Source organism: Halomicrobium katesii DSM 19301 (assembly GCF_000379085.1).
GTDB lineage: Archaea > Halobacteriota > Halobacteria > Halobacteriales > Haloarculaceae > Halomicrobium > Halomicrobium katesii.
Genome location: NZ_KB905379.1, coordinates 260,853 through 276,446, shown reverse-complemented (window position 1 = coordinate 276,446; position 15,594 = coordinate 260,853). Strand labels below are relative to the sequence as shown.

Genomic DNA, 15,594 nt, shown 5'->3' with positions numbered 1-15,594 from the left:
GTTAGAACACCCCAATCCTGGAGGCGACTTCCTGGGCGTCGTCGTCCTCGGAGAGGCGAACGACGGCCTTCTTTTCGCCGTCCATCGCGTTCTGCGTCGTGACCGCTTCGACGGTGACGTCGTACTGCTGTTCGACCGCGTCGGCGACCTCGGGCTTCGAGGCCGCGGAGTCGACGGCGAACTGCAGCTTGTTCTGGAAGTCCATGTCGTTCATGGCCTTCTCGGTCACGTGCGGATACTTGATCACGTCCCACGTCATCGCTCGGACACCTCCGCGAGTGCGCTCTCTGTCCAGATCGTGAGCCGACCGGGCGCGGTGCCCGGTGCGAGGTCCTCTGCGTTGACCTCGCGCGCGCTGGTCACGTCGGCACCGGCGAGGTTGCGAGCCGCCTTCGACGGCTCCTCGCTGGTGACGAATAGAATCGAGGAGGGACGACGGTACTTCCGCCCGCGGGCGGAGCCCTTGCCGGCCTTGATCTTCGTGTCGTCGGCGCGCTCGATGTCGGCGTGAACGCCGAGCGATTCGAGCGTGTCGACGACGGCCTGGGTCTTCTGGAGGTCCTCGAAGGAGTCGTCGACGACGAGCGGGAGTTCGAGATCGTCGTCGAACTCGTGACCGCGCTCGGCGACGAGTTCGCTGTCGGCCGTCGCAGCGATGGCCGAGCGCGTCGCGAGCTTGCGCTCCTTGTCGTTGATCGTCAGCGATCGGTCCTTCTCGGCCTTCGGCGGGTGGGCCGGTCGGCCCCCGACTGCCTGGGGGACGCGCCGTGCCTGGCCCCCCTCTCGGGGAACGTGGGCCATCCCGCGACCGCTACCGAACGACTCGGCAGGCGTTCGCAGTCCCGCGTACTCGTCGGACCCGTAGTCCTGCTTCCGGTTTGCCTGTTGGGCACGCACTGCACTGGCGATGAGATCGGGTCGGACCGTGGTCTCGAAGACCGCGGGCAGATCGACCTCGTCGCCTGCGTTACCGTCCAGGTCGTAGATTGTTGCCTGCATGTGTTATCCCTGATTCGACTGCGTCGAGACGAAGCGCACCTCTGGGTCGAGGCGCGGCTGGTCGTTCGGACGCACTGCCGGTCGGAAGCGCACGAGGCGCTGGTCCGGACCGGGGACCGAGCCCTTGACGAGCGTGTACGGCCCGTCGACCTCGCCGTAGTTGACGAAGCCGCCGTCGACGCTGGCGTCGTCGCCGTCGCCGATGTCGATGAGGCGCTTGTTGAGCTCGGTTCGCTGGTGGTAGCCGGTCTGGCCCTGCTGGGGCACCGTCGAGCGGACCCGGGAGGGGTTCCACGGACCGAGGTTGCCGATCCGTCGTCGCCAGCCCTGGCGGGCGTGCTTGCCCTTCCGCTTCTGGACGCCCCATCGCTTGACGGGGCCCTGGGTGCCTTTCCCCTTGGTGACGGCCGCGATGTCGGTGTACTCACCGGCGCGGAACACGTCGTTCATGGCGTGTTCGCCGCCGTCGTCGACCAGTTCGAGCGCGTGCTCGAATCGGTCGCTCAGCGAGCCACCGCCGACTCGCGTCTCCATCACGTCGGGCTTCTTTTTCGGCACGTTGGCCAGTTCGTCGGGGACCGTGTGCGTGACGACGCGCACGTCCGCGATGTCACCGGCGTCGAGTGCGTCGCGTACCTGTTCCTCTGCGGCATCGGCGTCGTGGCCCTCGGGAAGGTCCAGAGCGCGATCGAGTTCCGAGTGGAACTCGTCGGTCCAGACTTCCGTGAGCGGACGCTTGCCGTACGGCGTGTCTTCGTAGGCTCGGACTGCCACGGCGCGCACTGGCGGCGTCTCCACGACCGTCACCGGGACGGTCTCTTCCATCCCCTCGCGTGGGGAGTTGGGTTCGTCGTTGACGAGAGTGACGTGTGTCATTCCCGCCTTGTAGCCGGCGAACCCCTGGAGACCAGCCTGGCCGTCGTCGGACGGCCAGCTGTTGAAGCGCGGCGTTTCGTTCGCCGCTCGCGTACGCGGGCCGTAGCCCAGCGAGCCTTTGCGTGGTCTGCTTGGTTGTGGCATGGTCTACTCCGTGAGGGTCAGCGAAGCGAGGGTGGCGAACATCGCTTCTTCGGTTCGCACGACCTCGCTTCCCTGGTTTGGAACCGTATTCAGCCAAAGGTCGAACCCGGCGTCGTCGTCACCTGTGCCGTCTGGGACGGCGTCGTCCGGGTCCAATCCGAATATCGCTGGCAACCCGCGCTCCGGAGCGCCGAAGGCCACTGTCATGTGGCCCGCGTCGTCCCGGCGCTCGACCAGTTGGCCGAGCCGGTCGACGCCGAGTTCCTCACCATACCGCGATGCGGCGATGGCGAACCCGGCGTCGGACCGTTCGAGTGCCGTATCCACGTCCGCGGTGTCGACGACGTACCCGGTGAGGGGCTCGTCGACGAGCTTTGCGCGGACTGGCCGTCGCGAAGAGACCCTGACGGTGACGCGCTCCCCCTCGCCGGGCACTTCCATCGCGGAAGGTACCGGGAGAGAGATCGGGTGTTGCAGTCCGCAATTGACCCGAACGCGCCCATCAGCTCCGACCTCGGTCACGATTCCCTGTCTTAACGACCCCGAACCCTCAGATCCGGAGCCGGTCTGTGAACGGACGCGGAGCGGCGGTAAGACGCCGACGTACTCCAGTTCGTTCCGCTTGCCCCAGACCTCTTTTCGGAGGTACGGCGGCGTCGCGGCGTACCGCAAGACGGTTTCGACGAACCCGTCTTCCCACTTCCCCGCTCCCGCTGGATCGGGGAAGATCGTCAGCCGATCGACCTGGAACACGACGGCCGCGCGGGCCACGTATCCCAGCTTGCGAGTCGCCTCGCGTCTGTCCTCGGCTTCCCGGACGAGGGAAGACGGCACGAGTACGCTAGTCGTCATACCGGAACGCTTCCACGTCGCGCCACTAGACTGTGCCGATACATCCCCCAGCCATCCTTAAAAAGAGTCCGCTTCACGCGCGCGATGAGAAGCGTTCACACGGCCCTAGATGGTCGTTACCTGGCGATTCCACGTGACTACGTTCCATGCGACTGGGAAGGACTGGAGCGGGATCAGACAGCTGTCGCCACGGACGCTCCGACGGTGGATATATCCGGGCACCATCGGTACTGTGACACGTGCTGACGCGACAACTCTACCTCCTCGGCGGTGGGTTGGCACTGCTGGGGAGCCTCACGATTCTCGCCAACCTCGTGATCGCGGGAATGTGGGACAACTTTCTCGTCATCAATGCGCTGGTCGTGGTCTTCGTCTGCGTCGCCGGGCTCAGGAAAATCTACGAGCGAGAGGACTTCGAGCGCGACCACGCCCTGCCGTACCGTGTCCTCAATCTGGGGATAGCTATCGGCACCGTCATCATGGGAATAGTGATGCTCGGCATCGGCAGTCTCACCTACCAGTGGCTCGTCGTCGGCGGGAGCCCGTAACGCGAGACGGGACCCCGGTGTGTGAGGGTATCGTTCGGGTCGCCCTCCCACGGTTATGGCTCCAATTCGGAAGCCTTTTATTCTTCACCCCCGCCACATCAAAATGCACTCACCCGCGGTGGTAGTGTAGTGGTATCACAGGACCCTGCCACGGTCCTAACGGGGGTTCAAATCCCCCCCACCGCATTGTTCTGGCGCGAACACAAACCGACGAGCACCGCGTAGCGTGTGCTCGTCTCTCGAAAGAGAGACATCGCAGCTCGTCCTTCGAGTGTGAGTAGCTCTTCGTATGTCGCACGGGCGTAGCCGGCGAGTGCCCACCGCACGCGGCCCGCGGACGCGAGCGCTACTGTCACCGTCCGGCGGGAACTGTTGTCCGGAACCTCTTTACACCACTGTTTTTTAGGCTTGCCTAAATGGGTCGGAGCGCAGAGCAACTCGTCGGCGCGCTGTTCAACGTCCTCGGAACCGAGGGCTACACTGAGGTCCAGCAGCTCTTGTTGAGCACGTACCAGTCCAACGCCTCGACGGATCGCGACGAGCTGGTCGATCAGCTCGTCGTCGACCTCGTCACTGTTCTCCGGGAACACCTGACCACCGAGGAGGAGATGGAGGTCCTCACCACGACGATCGAATATCTGGTGAGTCGGTTCGTCTCCGTCGTCGAGGTCGCACCGGTCGCGATCGTGGTCGTCGACAGCGAGGGCGCGATACAGCTCTGGAACGCGGGTGCCGAGTCGATGTTCGGCTGGGCGGAGTCCGAAGTCGTGGGTCGGCCTTACTCCCAGACCGTGGCCGACACGCCGGAAACCGTCGAGTCGTGGTGTCGCCGGCTCGAAGCGGGCGAACAGTTCACCGGCGTCGAAACGCGGCACCGCGACAGCGACGGCGCGATACTGGACGTTCGAGTGTGGGCGGGACCGCTGTACACCAGCGACGGCCAGTTCACCGGCGCGACGTTCGTCACGACCGACATCACCGAGCAGAAGACGCGCGAGCAACGGCTCAGTGTGCTCAATCGAGTGTTGCGACACAACATCCGAAACGACGTGACCGTGATGCGGGGGCACCTCGAAGCGCTCGCCGAGGCGGTGCCCGAAGCAAGCGATCACGTCGACGCGATCGAGCGCCGGATCGACAACGTCACCGAGCTCAGCGAGACGGCACGCCACATCGAGCGGCTGCGTGACTGTGGCGATGAGGAGGACAGGACCACGTTCGAGCTGTCGTCGATACTGGACGACAACAGAGAGCGACTGGAACTCGACTGGCCGGCGGCAACGGTCACGACGACGGGGCCGACCGCGACCGTCGTCAGGGGTCACGAGCTGCTCCCGTACGCGGTCGAGAACCTGCTCGAAAACGCGGTCGAGCACAACGACGGCGACGATCCCAGCGTCCACGTCGAGGTGTCCCGGAATCCACGGGACCCAGCCCACGACGTGTCGCTGGCGATCGCGGACGACGGCCCCGGACTCCCCGCCGTCGAACGAGACGTACTGACACAGGACACCGAGAGCGCGCTCTCATACGGAAAGTTGTAGTTGCTTACCGGTGAGCGTCGCCACGGGGGAGACGCTCACCGGTAAATTCCTACAACCGTCCGTATCACACAGTAGCGGGATGGGACTGTGGCTGACCCGCTGGATCGTCCGTAGCTCCGGTGGGGACCTCCGCGTCGAAGAGAGTCGGTTCGGCGGGACCCGCGTCGTCGTCGGATTGCACCAGCCGGCGGATACCGAGGGCGCGGAGTGAGGCGACCACAGGCGGTCGCCGTTCACAGACTCGTCCTCGGGCGACCCCGAGAGCGGGGCCGTGACACTGTCGGCCCGGAGTGCCGTTCACTATATAGAAATACCCTGTCGTCGTGTGTCAGCGGTCAGCGTCGGCGTGCGCGGGCGATCGCACGCCCCCACAGGTACGCGGCGACGAGGAATCCGTAGGCGAAGACGAACGCCCCGAGGAGGGGCCCGGCGCGGGAGAACGTGAGGAGCGATCCTCCGATGCCGAGCGTGACAGTAAGCGCGACGAAGCCGAGCGTCCAGCCGAAGAAGTACGCGCCGTGGCCGCCGATCGATCGAAACGAGGCGATGGAGAACGCCTGCCGGAGCGACCCCGTCTGGCCGTACACCGTCAGCGCGATCGGGAGCAAGTAGAGCCCCAGCAGGCCGATACACAGCGTCGCCGTCGAACCGGCGAGAATGCGACCGGTCGGAAGGTCGCCCGCGCTGGCGTCCAGCGTGACGACGCCGTACACCGTCACGAGCAGGGCGGCGAGGGGTAGCCCGAGGAAGAACAGACAGAGGATCGACCCGCCGACGGACTGCCGGAGGAGGGTTCGACCGTCCGCGAGAAACGGGGGAAGAGAGTCACCCCGTTCGCTGGCCGTCAGGACACGGACGACGTAGCCGACGACCGGGAGCAGTGGGACGGCTGGGACGACGAACGAGAGAGCGAGCGACAGCCACACGGCGAGCAGCGGCCGCTCACGCGCGTCGCCAGCGATGGGGTACGTTGCGGCGGTCGTCGAGGGGCGCATGGGTACGATCACCGCGTGGACCGCCGTATGCCCATCGGTCTTCGATCGTTCTGGTCGGCTGTCGACACACAGTTTGTTCGCAATAGTAAACAGAACTAAGTGAGGAAATTTCGGTAAGAATGGTTTCGCTCAGAGGGACAAATATATATGGCAATCGATCATTCCCTATCATGGAGTACCATGACTGACGATAGTGACCGACTTTCGCGGCGGCGGTTCGTTGAAGCGACAGGAGCGGCAACACTGATCGGCCTCGCTGGCTGTAGCGGGGACGGCGGTGGTGACGGCGGCGACGGCGGCGACGGCGGCAGTGAGAACACCGACGGCAGTGACGGCAGTGACGGCGGCGACAGCAGCGGGGACCCACTCGAAGTGCTTCACGGCTGGACCGGCGGCGACGGTGCAGCGGCGGCCGAAGCACTCGTCGAGGCGTTCGAAGAGGAGTACCCCGATATGGAACACGAGTTCAACCCCATCGGTGGGGGCGGGAACCAGAACCTCGACGCAGTCGTCGCCAATCGGCTGCAGAACAACAACCCGCCGAGTTCCTTCGCCAACTGGCCCGGCAAGAACCTCCAGCGCTACGAGGGCGTGCTGGGCGAGGCCGACAGCGTGTGGGAAGAAGAGGGCTTCGAGGACGTGATGGTCCAGGAAGCGGTCGATCTCCACCAGTACAACGGTGCGTTCCGAGCCGTGCCACTGGGTTCCCACCGACTGAACTGCCTGTTCTACAACACCTCGGTCGTCGAGGAGGCGGGCGTCGATCCCGATTCGCTGACCAGCGTCTCGGCCCTGATCGACGCACTGGAGACGGTCGCGACCGAGACCGACGCGGTGCCGATGACCCACGGTATGAGTGGGACCTGGACGACGACCCAGCTGTGGGCGTCGACCATGCTCGGGAAGGAAGGATACGACCCGTACATGAACTTCATCGAGGGCAGTCCCGACGAGGCCGCCGTTCAGTCGGCCTTCGAGTCGGTCGCCGAGATCCTCGAGAACTACATCAACGACGACGCGTCCTCGATCGGTCTGACGGAGTCCAACCAGAACATCATCGAGGGCAACGCCGCCTTCATCCACCAGGGCAACTGGGCGGCCGGTGCCTTCCGCAACGCCGAGGACTTCGAGTACGACGAGGACTGGGGCTTCAAGACGTACCCCGGCTCCGAGGGGATGTACATGCTCCACTTCGACTCGTTCCTCTACCCGTCGAACAACCCGACCCCGGAGAAGACGGACACGTTCATGGCCTTCGCCGGGAGCGAGGCCGCACAGGTCGCGTTCAACCAGTACAAGGGATCGATCCCGACCCGGACGGACGTGGACATGAGCGCGTTCGGTCCGTACCTCCAGGAGACCCAGGAGGACTTCGCCAACGCCGAGGAGCGGCCCCCGAACCTCCAGCACGGTCTGGGTGTCGACTCAGAGACGATGTCGACGCTGAACGACGTGATCTCCAGCGAGTTCTCGGGACCGTACAACGTCGAGGCGGCGACCAGCGGCTTCATCGACGCGGTCTCCAACTGATTCCGGTCCAATGAGCGACCGGATTTCGGCGGTTTCGACAGGTGGTGAGAGACATGGCATCGCATAACGACGACACCGAGGAGAGTGGCGACGCAGTCACCGACGGCGGGGTCGTCGAAGAACAACAACAGACCGGATTCGGGCCGATCACCAAGCTGAACGAGCGGTTCGGCAGCGACTTCGTCGAGTCCTCGCAGTTCTGGCTCCCGCCGTTCCTGCTGGTGGGGCTGTTCGTCTACGGCGCGATCATCTGGAACGTCATGATCTCGCTGACGGACTTCCAGGGGTTCGGAACGCCGGACTACAGCGATCTGGACCTGGAGATGTACGCCCGAGCGCTGAGCGACAGCGGCTTCGTCGACGCCGCGGTCAACACGTTCGTGCTCCTGATCGGGTTCACGCTCGTGACGCTGGCGATCGGGCTCGGGCTCGCAATCCTGATCGATCGGAACATCCGATTCGAGAACACCTTCCGGACGATCTACCTGCTCCCGATGAGCCTCTCGTTCGTGGTGACCGCCCAGTTCTGGGCGTGGATGTACAACTTCAACAACGGCGTCATCAACATCGTGCTCACGTCGGTCGGCCTCGACCGAGTCGACTGGATCGGTAGCCCAAATATCGTTCTCTGGGCGGTCGTGTTCGCGCTGATGTGGCAGTTCGCGGGCTATGCGATGGTCGTCTACCTCGCCGGGTTGCGCGCGATTCCGGACGAGCACTACGAGGCGGCCAAGGTCGACGGCGCGTCGACGCTGCGGATGTACTGGCGCGTCATCATCCCACAGCTGAAGGGATCGACGATCAGCGCCTCGGTCGTCCTGATGGTGTTCGCGCTGAAGGCCTTCGACTTCCTGTACTCGCTGGTCGGCGGTTACCGACCACCGAACGGGGCCGACATCCTCGCGACCAAGATGGTCCGTGAGGCGTACGCGAACCTCAACTGGGCGTACTCGTCGGCGATCGCGATCATGCTGTTCCTGATGGCACTGAGCATCGTCGGCCCGTACCTCTACTACCAGTACAAGGAGGGACACCTATGAGCGACGAGACACGGACGGACGGTGGCGCTGTATCGGCGGCGGGATCGGACCAGCCAGCGGGACTGCTCGCAGAGATCGACGCCTATCGCGTCGCGCTGTACCTCGGGCTGCTCGCGATCCTTGCGTTCTTCCTGATCCCGATCGAGTCGGGACTGGTCACCTCGTTCAAGACCAGCACCGGCGTCAGCGGAACGCTCCCGTTCGCACCGCCGACGCCGGAGGTGTTCACGCTCGCGAAGTGGCAGACCGCGTTCGACGCGCTCGCGCGCGGGCTCGTCAACAGCGCGCTGTACGCGGTGCCGGCGACGGTCATCTCCGCGTTGCTGGGCAGCTTCGCAGCCTACGGAATCACGCAGTCGAACTGGAAGCCCAAGTACAAGGCACCGATCCTCGCGCTGTTCGTCGCGGGGATCTTCATCCCCTATCAGGCCGTGCTCGTGCCGCTCTCGCAGTTCTGGTCGATGGTGCCACTGCAGGAGGCACTCGGCTTCGTGTGGGCACTCGGGATCAGCTCGGACTACACCGGCGTCGTCGAGCTCATCGTCACACACGTCGCCTACGGGCTCCCGATCTGTACGGTGCTGTTCCGATCGTACTACAAGAACATGAGCGAGGAGATGATCGAAGCGGCACGGCTCGACGGCGCGTCGATCCGGCGCGTCTATCGCCGGATCGTCCTCCCGCTATCGGGACCGATGTTCGCCGTCGTTCTGATCTATCAGTTCACCCAGATCTGGAACGACCTGCTGTTCACGCTCGTGTTGGTCCAGACCGAGTCCAGTACGGCCGCACCGATCGTGTTGATCCTCGCGGGCCTGGGACAGTCACTCGAAGGACAGGACTTCGCGCTTCGGATGGCGGGTGCGTTCATCGCCGCCTTGCCGACGCTCGCGGTGTACATCATGTTCGGCGAAGAGTTCGCCGAAGGGGTGGCGACATGACCAGACGCACCAGCCAGCAGGAACTCATGATTCGACATCAGTCACACAGTCGACGAAACGTATCGCACGAGAACTGTACCGTCGCTTCCGGGGGGCGATAGGATGGGAACGCTCGAACTCGACCGACTGACGAAGGTGTTCCAGGACGGCGAAGAAGGCGAGATCGTCGCAGTCGACAACGTCGACATCCAGATGGACGACGGCGAGTTCATCGTCGTCGTCGGCCCCTCCGGCTGTGGCAAGTCGACGACCCTGCGGATGGTCGCCGGGCTGGAGACGGTGACCAGCGGCAATATCCGCCTTGACGGACGGGTCGTCAACGACGAGAAACCCCAGAATCGCGACATCGCGATGGTGTTCCAGTCGTACGCGCTGTACCCCCACATGACCGTGGCGGAGAACATGGCGTTCGGCCTGGAGGAGTCGACGACGCTCCCGGACGACGAGATCGAAGAGCGGGTCCACGACGCCGCAGAGACGATGGGTATCGCGGAGCTGCTGGATCGCAAACCCTCGGAGCTCTCTGGTGGCCAGCAACAGCGCGTCGCGCTCGGCCGAGCGATCGTCCGAGATCCGGAGGTGTTCCTGATGGACGAGCCGCTCAGCAACCTCGACGCCAAGCTGCGCTCCCAGATGCGGACGGAGCTCCAGCGCTTGCAGGCCGAACTGGACGTGACGACGATGTACGTCACCCACGACCAGACCGAGGCCATGACGATGGGCGACCGCATCGCCATCCTCAACGACGGGAAGCTCCAGCAGGTGGCGACGCCGCTGGAGTGTTACCACGAGCCGGCCAACCAGTTCGTCGCCGGCTTCATCGGCGATCCGTCGATGAACTTCTTCGACATGGAACGGGACGGCGACACACTCGTCGGTTCGCGGTTCGAGTATCCCCTCTCTCAGTCGACGCTCGACGACGTGGGCGAGACCCGAAACGTCACGCTCGGCGTCCGCCCCGAGGACGTCGAAGTTGGCACCGACGAGTCGGGCAGTCACACCTACTCGGCGGTCGTCGAGGTCGTCGAGCCGATGGGCGACGAGAACACGGTGTATCTCCGGTTCGAGAGCGCACCGGAGGGCGAGACGTTCATCGCGACGATCGACGGCCTCCAGCAGGCTGCCGTCGGTGATCGTGTCACCGTCTCGATTCCCGAAGAGACGATCCACCTCTTCGACGGACGGTCGGGCGAAGCAGTCCACAACCGCCGACTCGACATGAACGACGAGATCTCCAGCCCGCCGACCTGATCGGCGCGATCAGTGCGGGAGGGCCTCGTCGTCGATCTCCGACTCGATCGATTCGAGTTGGGCTTCGAGATCGGCAATCTCGGACTGTAGCGCGGCGAACTCCTCGCTGCGTTCGAGCTCCGTCCGAGACAGTTCGGCCGAGAGGACGCCCCGCTTGACGCGTTTCTCGCTCAACGTCTGGTAGACGTCGTCGTACGCTTCTAGTTTCAACAGTCCGTCGATCACCGTCCGAAGGTCGGACGGCGTGACCGGTTTGACCACGTAGTCGTCGAACCCCATGTCGATGATGTCGAGCGACGGGTCGACGGCGGTCACCATAGCCGTTCGACAGTCGATGGGTGCCGACTGGATGTACTTCAGAACGTCGTCGCCGGACCGTTCGGGGAGCCGGCGATCGAGGAGGGCCACGTCGAGATCGTCGCCGAGACCGTCCACGTGGTCCGTCGCGGTCGCCGCGGTCTCGGCTGCGTACACGTCGTACTCGTCTTCGAGCCCGTTGACGTACGCGTCCAGTAGTTCGGTCTCGTCTTCGAGGACGAGCACCGAAACGTCGTCTGAGACACCCCTCACGGGGGCGACTTTCGTGCCCAATAACCTATACTTATTGGAACGGTACGGGGCGTCGATACAGCGCCCACTCGTCACTGACTGAGGTCGTACACGGTCGAGAAAAACATGGAGTCGGCAACGGTGAGGCGGAGATGGGCGGAGTCGGCGACGGTGTTAGAGGGAGTGCTCCGTATTCCGAACGGTACCGCCACCTCCTGCGGTCGCGTGGTAGTCTCGGTCGCGTAGTCGTCCCAGTGGCGAGGTGGTCCCGGTCACGTGGTAGTCTCGGTCGCGTGGAGTGTTGCCACCGCGTGATCTAAGGGGCGGTGCGTCGAACCGTCAGCTACCAGCATGACCTGTATCGCGTTCCTCTCGGTCGCACCGGTCGTCGAAGAGAGCATGGCGTCGTACGTCGCCGACGCCGTCGCCGCGCTGGAACCGTTCGACGTGTCCTACGAGACGACGCCGATGGGCACGATCATCGAAGCCCAGGACAGCAAGGAGCTGTTCGACGCGGCACACGCCGCCCACGAGGCAGTCGAGGCCGATCGCGTCGAGACCTTCCTGAAGATAGACGACAAGCGGACCATCGACCAGGAGGCCGCCGACAAGGTGACCGCCGTCGAGGAGCACCTCGGTCGGGCGGCCCGGAGCGACCGCGACTGATTTCACGACGGCCGACACAGGTGTGGGCATGCAATCGTGGCTGACCGTCGCGTTCGGGGCGTTTTGCGTGGTACTCGGCGTCGTCTGGGCGATCAAGCCGGTGGCGATGGGGAAACTCCAGCAGCGGTACCTCTATCTGGGTGCCGGCGGCGACGAGGTCCAGATCAACGAGACGCTGGGACGCGTCGCCGGACTCGTCCTGGCCGCGGCGGGCGTGTATCTCGTCGTGACGTGATTACAGATCCCCAGTCGAACACGAACAGTCTTAGGGCAGGGAGAGCCAAGCGGTGGGTATGGAGAGTCTCAATCGGATGGCGACGGAGCTCGTCGACGAGGCGATCGACTTCGCCGACGAACTGACGATCGCCGTCCACGCGCTGGAGGGCGACGCCGCGGTGCTCGATTTCGGTGTCGACGTTCCCGGTGCCGTCGAGGCGGGGCTGCTCGCGGCCGAGATACAGACGGCCGGGCTGGCGACCGTCCAGACGAAGCTGTCGAGCGTCGCGGACGCGCCGCTGACCCACGTCGAACTGTCGACCGACCATCCCGCACTGGGGCTGCTGTGCTCCCAGAAAGGCGGCTGGGAGCTCAGCGTCGGCGGCTTCGAGGGGCTGGGCAGCGGCCCCGCCCGCGCGCTGGTGGCCGAAGAGGAGATCTACAGCCGCGTGGGCTATCACGACGCCGCGGACTTCGCCGTGTTGACGATCGAGGCCGACGAGCTACCGGAGCAGGACGTGGCCGGCCACGTCGCCGAGCGGACCGGCGTCCCCGAGACGGCCGTCTTCCTCCCGGTCTACGCGACGGCCAGCGTCACGGGCAGCGTCGTCGCGGCGGCACGGGCGGCCGAGCTGGCCGCCTTCCGGCTGTCAGAGCTTGGTTACGATCCCATCTCGATCCTCTCGGCGACCGGCTCCGCGCCGGTCGCATCCGTCGCCGACAGCGAGGCGGCCGCCATCGCCCGGACGACCGACGCGTTGGCCTACGGCGGACGGGTCCACCTCACCGTCGAAGAGGAGTTCGACCGCTTTGAGGAGGTCACCTCGATCGCGGGCGAAGAGTACGGGACGCCGCTGGCCGAGACCTTCGATGACGCCGACTGGGACTTCAGCGAGCTCCCCGTCGAAGTGTTTGCGCCGGCCCAGGTGACCGTCGACGTGGTCGGCGGCGAGACCCACGTCTTCGGCGACACCCACGAGGACGTACTGGCCGAGAGCTTCGGACTCTGAGCGGATGTCGGACCTCCGGTACAAGATCGTCCCGCAGGTCCGCTCGGTGCGCTTCCTCCGAGCGGCCGCCGAGACGCTCCCGCTGGTCCCCGGCAGCGTCGAGGACTGCTGTACGCGGGTGCGGGACGGAACTGCGGTCACGTCGCGAGACGAAGCGCGGGAGTACCTGACGTTCATGCAGGCGCTGGGCCTCGTCGCCGAGACCGACCGCGGATTCCACCGGGTGCGTGACGCGCCGAGCGACGAGGAACTGGCCGAAGCCTTCCGAGAGCGGGTCTTCGGTGCCCGAGAGGTGCTGGAGTGTGTGGCGACGGAGCCACGGACGCCCGAAGCGGTCTTTACTGCCATCCGAGAGGAGATTCCCCGGTGGGAACGGAACCGCTACGAAGACTGGGAGGCCGAGTGGCACGAACGGGGAGGGCGGTTGCTCGGGTGGGCCCAGACGTTCGGGCTGGTGTCTGAGGCCGACGGGCAGTACCGGGCGACGGACTGATCGGCGAGCTGGCTGGCAGTGACGGCCCGTCTGGACGGTCCCGCTCGCGTCGTGTGAGTCGTTGTCGGGAAGCACACGAAACGTACTCTCCCACACCCGACAGGCCGGCGCAGTCGCGTGGAAAGCACTCGAAACCCACTCTGGAGAGCGACCGAGACGGCGAACGGGCGAGTCAGTAGAGAGTGAGAGGGGATTTCGAGTGCTTTCGGTTGCGAATGAGGGGTGGGGAGATACGGAGCAGCGGGCGAGGGAGTGTGTAGACAGTGTCGACAGGTCGTGATCGTCGACCGGGCGTGGTCATTGACGGTTCGGAATCGACGACGGCTCGTAGTCATTGACGCTTCGTCGTGATCGTCGGCGTCCATAGAACGGTGTTCGTCGTGTCGGGGGCCAGTCGACCACTGAGAGAAAGAAAGAGAGAGTAGCTTTCGAGTGCTTTCACGTGAGTGCGGTGCGAGGAAAAAGCGAGAGACGGGCGTGTGGGAAGTTCGCACTGAGAAAGACGAAATCGGAAACGGTGGTCGTCGCCACGCTGGCAACCTTCTGAAGCACGAGAAACGAGAGAAACACATGAAGTAAGGTTTATGTGATGGCCACGGTTTGACCAAACTAACGATGGGTGGTCCCTTCGATGCGATTACGGACACTATCTTCGCAGACAAAAGTGTCCTGACCGAGGACTACCAGCCCGACGAGATCCTCGAACGCGACGAAGAGATCGAGGAGTACCGCAACGCGCTTAAGGACGTGCTGTTCGGCCGGAGTCCCCAGAACATCTTCCTCTACGGGAAAGCCGGGCTCGGGAAGACGGCGGTGACGAACTACATGATGGACGCGCTGACCGAGGAGATCCAGCAGCGTCCGGAGGCCGACGCGCTCCACGTCCACGAGCAGAACTGCAACGGCAAGACGGTGTTCATGGTCGTGCGAGCGCTCGTCAACGACCTCCGCGGGCCGGACGGGGAGACGTTCCCCAAGCGCGGGCTCGGAACCGGCGACGCCTTCGGAGCGCTGTACGAGGAACTGGACACGACCGGCGGGACCCACCTGGTCGTCTTCGACGAGATCGACCACCTCGACGACGTGGACACGCTGTTGTACGAGCTCCCGCGAGCGCGTTCGATCGGCCACATCACTGACTCGCGCGTGGGCGTCATCGGCATCTCGAACAACTACACCTTCCGCCAGCAGCTCTCGGCGAAGGTCAAAGACACGCTGATGGAGACGGAGATCTCCTTCTCGCCGTACTCGGCCGACGAACTCCGCGCAATTCTCGAAGAGCGTGCGGAGAACGCACTGAAAGACGACGGTTACGACTCGTCGGCGATCGCGATGGCCGCCGCGCTGGCCGCTCGCGACATGGGGAACGCCCGGCAGGCGATCGACCTGCTACGCGTCGGAGCGGAGGTCGCCGAGAACCAGGGCGAGTTTCGGGTGACTGACGAACACATCGAACGCGCCCGAGAGCGCGTCCAGCGCGGGCGTCTCAGCGACAAGATCCGCGATCAGACGACCCACGCACAGCTGGTGCTGGAGACGCTGGCTCATCTCGAAGACGACGGCGAGACGCCCGCCCGTGCAAAGGAAATTTACGAGCTCTACCAGAACGTCGCCGAATCGTGGGCGAACGAACCGCTGACGACCGTCCGGAGCGTCCACAGCCATCTCTCGGACCTGCGGATGCTCGGGTTCCTCAAGCGCTACGAACGCAACGAGGGTCTCAGCGGCGGCCAGTACTACGAGTTCGAACTCGACGATCTCGATCCGGAACTGGTCTTCGACACCCGCGAGGACATCGAAGACGTGGCCGGAGAGTCCTGAGACTGCCGGCTGTACGTCTGTACAGCATTTCGCGACCCCGTGGTCGGAATGTCTCGAAACAGTTACAGCCGGCAGCATGAGTCAGTATCGACTCCGCACCCACCCCCATCTACACAGCG

The 15,594-nt window shown here is 64.6% G+C and carries 18 protein-coding genes and 1 tRNA gene; 13 read left to right on the top strand and 6 right to left on the bottom strand.

The window, feature by feature from the left end; translation table 11 throughout:
• Window position 1: 1 nt before the first annotated feature.
• From HALKA_RS0116860 to HALKA_RS0116845, 4 genes are read right to left on the bottom strand one after another with little or no spacing between them, the layout of a single operon-like run.
• Window positions 2–259, bottom strand: coding sequence for a 50S ribosomal protein L23 (locus tag HALKA_RS0116860; RefSeq protein ID WP_018259109.1), 258 nt, complete (start codon window positions 257–259; stop codon window positions 2–4).
• Window positions 256–999, bottom strand: coding sequence for a 50S ribosomal protein L4 (gene rpl4p, locus HALKA_RS0116855; RefSeq protein WP_018259108.1), 744 nt, complete (start codon window positions 997–999; stop codon window positions 256–258). Before rpl4p ends, HALKA_RS0116860 begins: the two co-directional genes overlap by 4 nt.
• Window positions 1,000–1,002: 3 nt before the next feature.
• The gene (locus HALKA_RS0116850; RefSeq protein ID WP_018259107.1) at window positions 1,003–2,019 is read right to left on the bottom strand and encodes a 50S ribosomal protein L3; all 1,017 of its coding nucleotides are present in this window, start codon (window positions 2,017–2,019) and stop codon (window positions 1,003–1,005) included.
• Window positions 2,020–2,022: 3 nt separating this feature from the next.
• On the bottom strand, window positions 2,023–2,871 hold the full coding sequence (locus HALKA_RS0116845) for a putative RNA uridine N3 methyltransferase (protein WP_018259106.1): 849 nt from the start codon (window positions 2,869–2,871) through the stop codon (window positions 2,023–2,025).
• 239 nt (window positions 2,872–3,110) lie between these two features.
• Here HALKA_RS0116845 and HALKA_RS0116840 point away from each other — a divergent pair, with 239 nt between their 5' ends.
• The 4 genes from HALKA_RS0116840 to HALKA_RS22205 all read left to right on the top strand — a co-directional run bounded on the left by HALKA_RS0116840 (window position 3,111) and on the right by HALKA_RS22205 (window position 5,174).
• Window positions 3,111–3,419, top strand: a complete 309-nt coding sequence (locus HALKA_RS0116840; protein WP_018259105.1) for a hypothetical protein — start codon at window positions 3,111–3,113, stop codon at window positions 3,417–3,419.
• 115 nt (window positions 3,420–3,534) lie between these two features.
• Window positions 3,535–3,605 (top strand) — tRNA-Gly (locus HALKA_RS0116835).
• 230 nt (window positions 3,606–3,835) lie between these two features.
• On the top strand, window positions 3,836–4,963 hold the full coding sequence (locus HALKA_RS19795; protein ID WP_018259104.1) for a PAS domain S-box protein: 1,128 nt from the start codon (window positions 3,836–3,838) through the stop codon (window positions 4,961–4,963).
• Window positions 4,964–5,042: 79 nt separating this feature from the next.
• Window positions 5,043–5,174: a hypothetical protein gene (locus tag HALKA_RS22205; RefSeq protein ID WP_018259103.1), complete on the top strand. Its 132-nt coding sequence runs from the start codon at window positions 5,043–5,045 to the stop codon at window positions 5,172–5,174.
• A 124-nt stretch (window positions 5,175–5,298) separates the two neighbouring features.
• Here HALKA_RS22205 and HALKA_RS0116825 read toward each other — a convergent pair whose 3' ends face one another.
• A complete protein-coding gene (locus tag HALKA_RS0116825; RefSeq protein WP_018259102.1) occupies window positions 5,299–5,958 on the bottom strand; it encodes a DUF4013 domain-containing protein in 660 nt (219 codons plus the stop codon).
• Window positions 5,959–6,138: 180 nt separating this feature from the next.
• Here HALKA_RS0116825 and HALKA_RS0116820 point away from each other — a divergent pair, with 180 nt between their 5' ends.
• From HALKA_RS0116820 to HALKA_RS0116805, 4 genes are all read left to right on the top strand, one after another.
• The gene (locus HALKA_RS0116820; protein WP_018259101.1) at window positions 6,139–7,488 is read left to right on the top strand and encodes an ABC transporter substrate-binding protein; all 1,350 of its coding nucleotides are present in this window, start codon (window positions 6,139–6,141) and stop codon (window positions 7,486–7,488) included.
• A gap of 53 nt (window positions 7,489–7,541) precedes the next feature.
• Window positions 7,542–8,528, top strand: coding sequence for a carbohydrate ABC transporter permease (locus HALKA_RS0116815; protein WP_018259100.1), 987 nt, complete (start codon window positions 7,542–7,544; stop codon window positions 8,526–8,528).
• Window positions 8,525–9,469: a carbohydrate ABC transporter permease gene (locus HALKA_RS0116810; protein WP_018259099.1), complete on the top strand. Its 945-nt coding sequence runs from the start codon at window positions 8,525–8,527 to the stop codon at window positions 9,467–9,469. The genes HALKA_RS0116815 and HALKA_RS0116810 overlap by 4 nt, the downstream gene beginning before the upstream one ends.
• Before the next feature lie 102 nt (window positions 9,470–9,571).
• Window positions 9,572–10,720: an ABC transporter ATP-binding protein gene (locus HALKA_RS0116805; protein WP_018259098.1), complete on the top strand. Its 1,149-nt coding sequence runs from the start codon at window positions 9,572–9,574 to the stop codon at window positions 10,718–10,720.
• A 9-nt stretch (window positions 10,721–10,729) separates the two neighbouring features.
• Here HALKA_RS0116805 and HALKA_RS0116800 read toward each other — a convergent pair whose 3' ends face one another.
• Window positions 10,730–11,290, bottom strand: coding sequence for a response regulator transcription factor (locus HALKA_RS0116800; protein WP_245545435.1), 561 nt, complete (start codon window positions 11,288–11,290; stop codon window positions 10,730–10,732).
• Between the two features lie 330 nt (window positions 11,291–11,620).
• Between HALKA_RS0116800 and HALKA_RS0116795 the strand changes: the two genes are divergently transcribed.
• The 5 genes from HALKA_RS0116795 to HALKA_RS0116775 all read left to right on the top strand — a co-directional run bounded on the left by HALKA_RS0116795 (window position 11,621) and on the right by HALKA_RS0116775 (window position 15,475).
• On the top strand, window positions 11,621–11,935 hold the full coding sequence (locus tag HALKA_RS0116795) for an MTH1187 family thiamine-binding protein (protein WP_018259096.1): 315 nt from the start codon (window positions 11,621–11,623) through the stop codon (window positions 11,933–11,935).
• A 28-nt stretch (window positions 11,936–11,963) separates the two neighbouring features.
• A complete protein-coding gene (locus HALKA_RS0116790) occupies window positions 11,964–12,170 on the top strand; it encodes a hypothetical protein (RefSeq protein ID WP_018259095.1) in 207 nt (68 codons plus the stop codon).
• Between the two features lie 58 nt (window positions 12,171–12,228).
• Entirely contained in the window at window positions 12,229–13,161 is a 933-nt protein-coding gene (gene mch / locus HALKA_RS0116785) for a methenyltetrahydromethanopterin cyclohydrolase (RefSeq protein WP_018259094.1), read from the top strand.
• 4 nt (window positions 13,162–13,165) lie between these two features.
• Window positions 13,166–13,654, top strand: a complete 489-nt coding sequence (locus HALKA_RS0116780) for a double winged helix-containing putative transcriptional regulator (RefSeq protein WP_018259093.1) — start codon at window positions 13,166–13,168, stop codon at window positions 13,652–13,654.
• 615 nt (window positions 13,655–14,269) lie between these two features.
• Entirely contained in the window at window positions 14,270–15,475 is a 1,206-nt protein-coding gene (locus tag HALKA_RS0116775) for an orc1/cdc6 family replication initiation protein (RefSeq protein ID WP_018259092.1), read from the top strand.
• The last annotated feature ends 119 nt before the right edge of the window (window positions 15,476–15,594 follow it).

Excerpts from the sequence above, each read along its gene's own strand:
- HALKA_RS0116815 (WP_018259100.1), top strand. The coding sequence starts at position 7,542 with ATGGCATCGCATAACGACGACACCGAGGAGAGTGGCGACGCAGTCACC.
- HALKA_RS0116795 (WP_018259096.1), top strand. The coding sequence starts at position 11,621 with ATGACCTGTATCGCGTTCCTCTCGGTCGCACCGGTCGTCGAAGAGAGC.
- HALKA_RS0116805 (WP_018259098.1), top strand. The coding sequence starts at position 9,572 with ATGGGAACGCTCGAACTCGACCGACTGACGAAGGTGTTCCAGGACGGC.
- HALKA_RS0116825 (WP_018259102.1), bottom strand. The coding sequence starts at position 5,958 with ATGCGCCCCTCGACGACCGCCGCAACGTACCCCATCGCTGGCGACGCG.
- HALKA_RS19795 (WP_018259104.1), top strand. The coding sequence starts at position 3,836 with ATGGGTCGGAGCGCAGAGCAACTCGTCGGCGCGCTGTTCAACGTCCTC.
- HALKA_RS0116775 (WP_018259092.1), top strand. The coding sequence starts at position 14,270 with ATGGGTGGTCCCTTCGATGCGATTACGGACACTATCTTCGCAGACAAA.
- HALKA_RS0116860 (WP_018259109.1), bottom strand. The coding sequence starts at position 259 with ATGACGTGGGACGTGATCAAGTATCCGCACGTGACCGAGAAGGCCATG.
- HALKA_RS0116845 (WP_018259106.1), bottom strand. The coding sequence starts at position 2,871 with ATGACGACTAGCGTACTCGTGCCGTCTTCCCTCGTCCGGGAAGCCGAG.
- mch (WP_018259094.1), top strand. The coding sequence starts at position 12,229 with ATGGAGAGTCTCAATCGGATGGCGACGGAGCTCGTCGACGAGGCGATC.
- HALKA_RS0116810 (WP_018259099.1), top strand. The coding sequence starts at position 8,525 with ATGAGCGACGAGACACGGACGGACGGTGGCGCTGTATCGGCGGCGGGA.
- HALKA_RS0116780 (WP_018259093.1), top strand. The coding sequence starts at position 13,166 with ATGTCGGACCTCCGGTACAAGATCGTCCCGCAGGTCCGCTCGGTGCGC.
- rpl4p (WP_018259108.1), bottom strand. The coding sequence starts at position 999 with ATGCAGGCAACAATCTACGACCTGGACGGTAACGCAGGCGACGAGGTC.
- HALKA_RS0116790 (WP_018259095.1), top strand. The coding sequence starts at position 11,964 with ATGCAATCGTGGCTGACCGTCGCGTTCGGGGCGTTTTGCGTGGTACTC.
- HALKA_RS0116850 (WP_018259107.1), bottom strand. The coding sequence starts at position 2,019 with ATGCCACAACCAAGCAGACCACGCAAAGGCTCGCTGGGCTACGGCCCG.
- HALKA_RS0116820 (WP_018259101.1), top strand. The coding sequence starts at position 6,139 with ATGACTGACGATAGTGACCGACTTTCGCGGCGGCGGTTCGTTGAAGCG.
- HALKA_RS22205 (WP_018259103.1), top strand. The coding sequence starts at position 5,043 with ATGGGACTGTGGCTGACCCGCTGGATCGTCCGTAGCTCCGGTGGGGAC.